The organism is Sphaerochaeta sp. S2 (assembly GCF_016406725.1).
Classification (GTDB): domain Bacteria; phylum Spirochaetota; class Spirochaetia; order Sphaerochaetales; family Sphaerochaetaceae; genus Sphaerochaeta.
The window spans coordinates 1-6,671 of sequence record NZ_JAEKNT010000210.1 but is presented as its reverse complement, the minus strand read 5'-3'; the positions used below and the strand labels follow the sequence as shown (position 1 = coordinate 6,671).

Here is a 6,671-nt window from a genome sequence, read left to right as displayed (position 1 = left end):
CCTCTCAACACAGAGCACCCCTCTCAAGGGTTGGATTGTAGGATTCCTTGGATTCTTTACCGCCATGATCGGTCTGGACGCTGTATATGCGTTCCCAAGGTTTACCTATGGTAGTTATGACTTGATGGGAGGTATCTCCCTGATCCCTGCCTTGATCGGTGTATTCGGTATCTCTGAGATTCTTACTGTCTTGCAGGAAGATGTCCCGTACTCAATTGAAAGCCAGCTTGGAAAGGTGCTTCCAGACAGAGGCATGGTTAAGCAAGTTCTTTCAACAGCTGTACGCTCTGGTTTCATCGGAAGCGGCATCGGGGCAGTACCGGGTGCTGGTGAGGATATTGCAGCCTGGGTCAGCTATGACGTTGGTAAGCGACGCAGTAAACATGGACATCTTTTTGGAAAGGGAAGTTATGAAGGACTTGCATCAGCTGAGACAGCAAACAATGCCTGTATCGGTGGTGCAATGATTCCCCTGCTTACCCTTGCGGTCCCTGGATCTCCCCCAGCGGCCATGTTCCTTGCAGCCATCTGGCTCCATGGTATCAAGCCGGGTCCAATGCTCGCACTTGAATCCCCGGACTTCCTCTACCTGACTGCAGTGACGCTTTTGATCGCAACCGCATCGATGTTGGTATTCGGTCTGCTGCTCACCAAGCCAATGGTAAAGATCCTGAAGATAAACCGGAAGATCTTGATGCCGATCATCGTGCCCTTGACGGTCATCGGGGCATATGCCGGAAACGTGAATATCTTTGACATCCATGTCATGTTCATCTTCGGTATTCTTGGATACATACTGCGCAAGCTCAATTATCCGATGGCTCCTCTGGTATTGGGAATCATTCTTGGACCTACGGCTGACATCAGTTTCCGCCAGGCCCTCATGCAGGGACAGGGTTCAATCCTCCCATTGTTGGGTCGTCCTGTCGGTATCGTATTGATGCTTGCTATTGTCTGGATTTTCATCAGTGGTGTTAAAAACAGCCGCTTGCAAAAGAAAACCAGCAGCAGCCAACCACAATAAAGGAAGTTAATTGTGAATGTGAAAGATAAAGTCATCCTGGTCACCGGCGGAGCCGGAGGCCTGGGAGCGGTTATGGTTGCATTGCTCTGTAATCATGGGGCAAAGCTCTATATCCTCGACCTTGATGAGAAAAAAGGGAAGGAGTTGGAAGCAGAGCTTGCCAAGAACAAGTACGCAGCCAGCTTCATCCAGATGGATTTAACCAGCGAAGAAGCTTGGAAACAGACCATCGATACAGTAGTGGCAAAAGAGGGCAGGATTGATGTCCTGGTGAACAACGCCGGTATCAACATCAGAAAGCCCATCGAGGAGATGGTCATCAGTGAGTTCAATACCATGATGCTCGTCAATGTTGGTTCAGTATTCCTCGGTACCAAGTATGTGATTCCTGTCATGCGCAAACAGGGTGGTGGGGCAATCATCAACACCTCCTCTGTCTGTGGTTTGATCGGGCACCGCTACACCCCTGAGGCGTATACCACCACCAAAGGTGCAGTCACACTATTGACCAAATCCATTGCAAGTAGATACGGAAGTGAGAACATCAGGTGTAACTCAATTCACCCCAGCACAGTCGATACCCCGCTTGTGCAGCAGATGTTCAAAGACCCGGTAAAGAAACAACAACGGTTTGATGAGGTTCCATTGGGACGTCTTGCCACATCTGATGATGTCGCAAACGCTGTTTTGTACCTCGCAAGCGAAGAAGCCTCATTCATCAATGGAGTTGCCCTGCCAGTAGATGGTGGCGTGACCTGTTGCTGAACACGATTCCTGTACATGTAAGGAGCGAGAAGATGAACTATTCTCAAGAATTGGTAAAGGAACTGCAGCTGAAGGCGATCCAGGTAAGAGCAAACATCCTGGAGATGATCCCCCCCGGCAAGGTGGGTCACCTAGGCGGCAGCAGTTCGATAGCGGATGTGATGGCAGCACTGTACTTCCACACAATGAAGGTGAACAAGAACGACCCGAAGGATCCCAGCCGTGACCGGCTGATCATGAGCAAGGGGCACGCGGTGCTGGTGCAGTACGCATGCCTTGCCGAGCTGGGGTACTTCGAGCGCGGCGAGCTGGGCAAGGTGAAGACCTTCGAGGGTATCCTGCAGGGACACCCTGACATGGACAAGACCCCGGGCATCGAGGCGGTGACCGGGAGCCTGGGACAGGGCCTGTCGGTATCCCTGGGTGTTGCCCTGGGCCTTACCCTGGATAAGAGCGAGAGCCGCGTCTACACGATCCTGGGGGATGGCGAGCTTGCAGAGGGACAGGTGTGGGAGGCCGTGATGGCAGCCTCGGTGTTCAAGGCGAGCAACCTGACCGCATTCGTGGACTGGAACGGGGTGCAGGCAACCAGCACGACCGCCGAGATCTTCCCGATCGGGAACCTGGTGGAGAAGTGGAAGGCATTCGGGTGGAACGTGATCGAGATCGACGGGCACGACATGGTGCAGGTCCTGGGGGCAATCGATGCTGCAAAGGCATACAAGGAAGGCCCGACTGCGATCATGGCACACACCATCAAGGGCAAGTGCTTCCCGTTCGCGGAGGGCAAGGCGAAGTACCACAACGCGGCGATGACTGAGGAAGAATACAAGATAGCATGGCAGTGCATAGACAGCATGAGGAAGGAGGTAGAGGCATGAGGACGACAGACAGCCTGAGGACAACCTACGGCGAGACATTGGTCGAGCTGGGAAAGGACAACAAGGATATCGTGATGCTGGAAGCCGACCTGGGCAACTCGACGATGAGCAAGCTGTTCGCAGCCGAGTACCCCGAGCGCTACTTCCAGATGGGGATCGCCGAGCAGAACATGGCGTCGGTCTCCGCAGGACTCTCCCTGACTGGGAAGATCCCGTTCATGAACTCGTTCGCGGTGTTCGCCTCCGGGCGTGCCTACGACCAGATCCGCTCCTCGATCACGATCGCGAACCTGAACGTGAAGATCTGCGGCTCGAGCGCCGGGCTCTCCGACTACGGCGACGGCAAGACGCACCAGAGCATCGACGACATCGCGCTGATGCAGGTGCTGCCGCACATGACCGTGCTCAGCCCCTGTGACGCAGTGGAGACCGAGAAGATGGTCAGGGCCATGGTCGAGGAGAAGGGACCGATGTACCTGCGCATAAACCGAAACGACCTGCCGGTGGTGACCGACCCCGACGAGGAGTACCACATCGGCAAGATGACCCAGATGGTCGACGGAGGGGATGTGGTGATCTTCGCAACCGGCGTGATGGTGCAGCAGTCCATGGAGGCTGCAAGGATCCTCGCAAAGGAAGGCATCTCTGCGAGAGTGGTGAACGTGTCGACGATCAAGCCGCTGGACACCAAGGCCCTGCTCGGCTTCTGTGAGGGGGTGAAGGGCGTGGTGACCGCCGAGGAGCACAACGTCATCGGCGGACTTGGCAGCGTGGTGTGCCAGGCGCTCAGCAAGAGCCGTCTGCCCATCGAGATGCTGGGAGTGGGCGACCGCTACGGCACCAGTGCGGAGAACTACGAGATCCTGCTCAGGCACTACGGCCTGGAGGCGGAGGATGTCGCGAAGAAGGTCAGGAGCGTCCTGGCCGACAAGTAAGGAGCAAAGAGATGAAGATAGGATTCATAGGACTCGGGATCATGGGCAAGCCCATGGCGAAGAACCTGATCAAGGCCGGCTACAGCCTGGTCGTGAACGATATCAACAAGGAAGCGGTCGCCGAGCTGGTCTCAGCCGGGGCTGCAGAGGCAGCAAGCGCAAAGGAAGTGGCATCACAGAGCGATGTGGTGGTCACGATGTTGCCCAACTCCCCCCATGTGCAGACAGTGGTACTTGGAGAGGGTGGAGTGATCGAGGGAGCCAGGGAAGGCCTGGTGGTGGTGGACATGAGCTCCATCAGCCCGATCGTGAGCCGGGAGGTTGCAGCAGAGCTGGCGAAGAAGGGAGTGGTCATGCTTGACGCCCCGGTCTCCGGCGGGGAGCCCAAGGCGATCGACGGTACGCTTGCGATCATGGTCGGAGGACCGGAGGAGACCTTCAAACAGGTCGAGCCGATCCTGCAGGTGATGGGCGGCAGTGTGACCCTGGTAGGCGAGATCGGCAGCGGGAACACGACCAAGCTGGCGAACCAGATCATGGTGGCGGCGAACATCGCGGGGATGAGCGAGGCACTGGTGCTTGCAACCAAGGCCGACGTGGATCCCGAGAAGGTGTTCAAGGCGATCCGTGGTGGACTTGCCGGCAGCACGGTCCTCGATGCGAAGGCGCCTTTGGTGCTGGACGGGAACTTCAAGCCCGGGTTCCGCATCGACCTGCACATCAAGGACCTGCAGAACGCGCTTGACACCGCAGCAACGGTGAAGACCCCGACACCTCTCTCAGACTCGATCATCGAGATGATGAGGTCCCTCTCCTCAGACGGCAAGGGTTCTGACGACCACGGCGGGCTTGTCCAGTGGTATGAGAAGGAAGCGGGCATTGAGGTTCGTAAGTAATAATTGTGTTGGGTCAGAGTTTTTTTTAAAGGACTCTGACCCAATTTTATGAATCATCCCATCGATACTCATTGATGGGTTTTTAAGAAGGGTTGCATGAATTATCTAGAATGGCTTTCCAGTGAGACAGACTCAATATGGTGGCATGACTCTGCCAATATTGAGGAACAAGAGCGAGCATTTTCATTTGGAGCGGTAGGGATGACCACCAATCCCTTCCTGGTTAACCAGACACTGCAGGCGTATCCAGAGGTGTGGAAGGAACGCGTACAGTCTCTTGCCAAGAATAAGAAGGGTGATGAAAAAGCACTTGCCTTGATCAAGGCGGTCACTGGCCACTATGCAGAATTGTTTACTTCCATGCATGAGAACGGGAGATTCGGACATGGATATGTCTGCGCACAGACCAGTCCCCTGAAAACCGGTGACTATTCCTACATGCTTGCCCAAGCAAAGCAGTATGCAGCTTGGTATAAGAATGTGGTTATCAAACTCCCTGCAACCAAGGCAGGTATCAAGGCATATGAAGAGTGTGTCGCCCTCGGTTTCAATGTTGCTGCAACAGTGAGTTTCACTGTTCCCCAGGTACTCAAGGTAGCCGAGGCTGCAAGACGGGGAAAGGAACGTGCAAGACGGGCAGGAATCAAGGAACCTCTCACCATTGCGGTCCTGATGGTCGGCCGTCTGGATGATTACCTGCGTGATGTTGCCCAGGATCAAGAGTCCCTAGTCAGTGAATCAGATATCAGGCAAGCAGGTACAGCCTGTATCAAAAAAGCATACAAACTTTTTGCAGAGCGGGGCTATGATACCGTTCTTATGCCTGCAGGTTGCCGTGGTGCATACCATGTAACCGCCCTCTCAGGGGCAAAAATGATTATGTCCATCTCCAAAGGAATTCAGGATGAATTGCTTAGTGAGGAAGGTCCATATGAAACCCAGATTGACAAGCCTGTAGAGCAGGATGTCATCGACCGATTGATGACCCTTGGTGAGTTCAGGAAAGCCTATGAAGAGGAGGGTATGGATGAAGAAGCATTCATAACCTTCGGAAGTTGCAACCGGACCACCGACCAATTCATCAACGATGGATGGAAGCCGTTGCTCTCCTATGAGGTATAACCATGAAGAGAAATCCGTTTGATCTAACTGGAAAGAACGCGCTAGTCACTGGCTCCTCCCAAGGATTGGGATGGGGAATGGCAAAAGGTCTTGCTGAGGCTGGAGCCTTTGTCATATTGGTGGATATCAACCCAAAGGTAGTGGAGAAAGCTGAGGAGCTTAGGGAACAAGGGCTGCAAGCAGAAGCTGTAATGTGTGACTTGCTTGACCGCAAAAAACGTTCTGAATTGAAGCAAGCAGTCGAGAAAAGGCTGGAAGGGAGACTGGATATCATTGTCAACAATGCAGGTATCCAGATCCGACATCCTGCCCTTGAGTTCCCCATGGAAGATTGGGACAAGGTGATCGAACTCAACCTGACCAGTGTTTTTGACTTGGCCCAGTGGGCTGGAAACCTGATGGTGAAATTGGGAAAGGGCAAAATCATCAATATTGCTTCGGTGAACTCGGTTGCTGCGGGAATCAATACCGTTGCGTACTGTTCAGCAAAAGGGGCGGTGATGCAGATGACCAAGACGATGGCCAACGAGCTCTCCTCCTTGGGTATCAATGTGAACTGTATTGCCCCAGGATATATGGCAACCCCAATAAATACGGCCTTGGTAAATGATGAAGCGCGGTTTGCTGAGCTGAGTCAGCGTATTCCAGCCAAACGCTGGGGACAGCCGGAAGATATGGCAGGAGCGGCAGTGTATCTTGCCAGTGACGCATCAGACTATGTCTGTGGTATCATGCTTCCTGTCGATGGTGGATATCTGAGTAGATAGTGATTTCTCAATCAGTATTGGATATGCAGCTGCTTTCTGATCTCTTGATCACAAGGCAGCTGTTTTTCATGTATGCGTGGAAGTCAATAGAATATAGGGAAAAGCAATATATGACATTTATTTCTGGTAGATAAGAAACCATACTGTGTAAAGAGAACATTCAGGAGGTTATATGTCGGATACCAGAAAAGCATTGTTACTTGTTGGTGGTTGGGATGGTCATGAGCCCGAATTGGTTGCTGAACGTTTTGCTACCTATTTGGAAGAAGAGGGCTTTGAGG

At 53.4% G+C, this 6,671-nt stretch carries 7 protein-coding genes; all 7 read left to right on the top strand.

Annotated elements, in window-relative coordinates; translation table 11 throughout:
- On the top strand, positions 1–1,024 hold a 1,024-nt coding region (locus JF818_RS05905; protein ID WP_198891063.1), incomplete at its 5' end, for a tripartite tricarboxylate transporter permease.
- 12 nt (positions 1,025–1,036) lie between these two features.
- Complete coding sequence (locus JF818_RS05900) at positions 1,037–1,789, top strand: glucose 1-dehydrogenase (protein ID WP_198891061.1); 753 nt, start codon at positions 1,037–1,039, stop codon at positions 1,787–1,789.
- Positions 1,790–1,821: 32 nt separating this feature from the next.
- The gene (locus JF818_RS05895) at positions 1,822–2,670 is read left to right on the top strand and encodes a transketolase (protein WP_198891060.1); all 849 of its coding nucleotides are present in this window, start codon (positions 1,822–1,824) and stop codon (positions 2,668–2,670) included.
- On the top strand, positions 2,667–3,605 hold the full coding sequence (locus tag JF818_RS05890; RefSeq protein ID WP_198891058.1) for a transketolase family protein: 939 nt from the start codon (positions 2,667–2,669) through the stop codon (positions 3,603–3,605). The genes JF818_RS05895 and JF818_RS05890 overlap by 4 nt, the downstream gene beginning before the upstream one ends.
- A gap of 11 nt (positions 3,606–3,616) precedes the next feature.
- Entirely contained in the window at positions 3,617–4,501 is an 885-nt protein-coding gene (garR, locus tag JF818_RS05885) for a 2-hydroxy-3-oxopropionate reductase (RefSeq protein ID WP_198891056.1), read from the top strand.
- 96 nt (positions 4,502–4,597) lie between these two features.
- Positions 4,598–5,623 carry a transaldolase family protein gene (locus tag JF818_RS05880; protein WP_198891055.1) on the top strand — a complete coding sequence of 342 codons (1,026 nt, stop codon included), beginning with the start codon at positions 4,598–4,600 and terminating at the stop codon, positions 5,621–5,623.
- A gap of 2 nt (positions 5,624–5,625) precedes the next feature.
- Positions 5,626–6,390, top strand: a complete 765-nt coding sequence (locus JF818_RS05875) for a glucose 1-dehydrogenase (protein WP_198891054.1) — start codon at positions 5,626–5,628, stop codon at positions 6,388–6,390.
- Positions 6,391–6,671 lie beyond the last annotated feature (281 nt).

What these genes read in the sequence shown, in the direction of transcription:
- JF818_RS05895 (WP_198891060.1), top strand. Translation starts at nt 1,822, where the DNA reads ATGAACTATTCTCAAGAATTGGTAAAGGAACTGCAGCTGAAGGCGATC.
- JF818_RS05890 (WP_198891058.1), top strand. Translation starts at nt 2,667, where the DNA reads ATGAGGACGACAGACAGCCTGAGGACAACCTACGGCGAGACATTGGTC.
- garR (WP_198891056.1), top strand. Translation starts at nt 3,617, where the DNA reads ATGAAGATAGGATTCATAGGACTCGGGATCATGGGCAAGCCCATGGCG.
- JF818_RS05880 (WP_198891055.1), top strand. Translation starts at nt 4,598, where the DNA reads ATGAATTATCTAGAATGGCTTTCCAGTGAGACAGACTCAATATGGTGG.
- JF818_RS05875 (WP_198891054.1), top strand. Translation starts at nt 5,626, where the DNA reads ATGAAGAGAAATCCGTTTGATCTAACTGGAAAGAACGCGCTAGTCACT.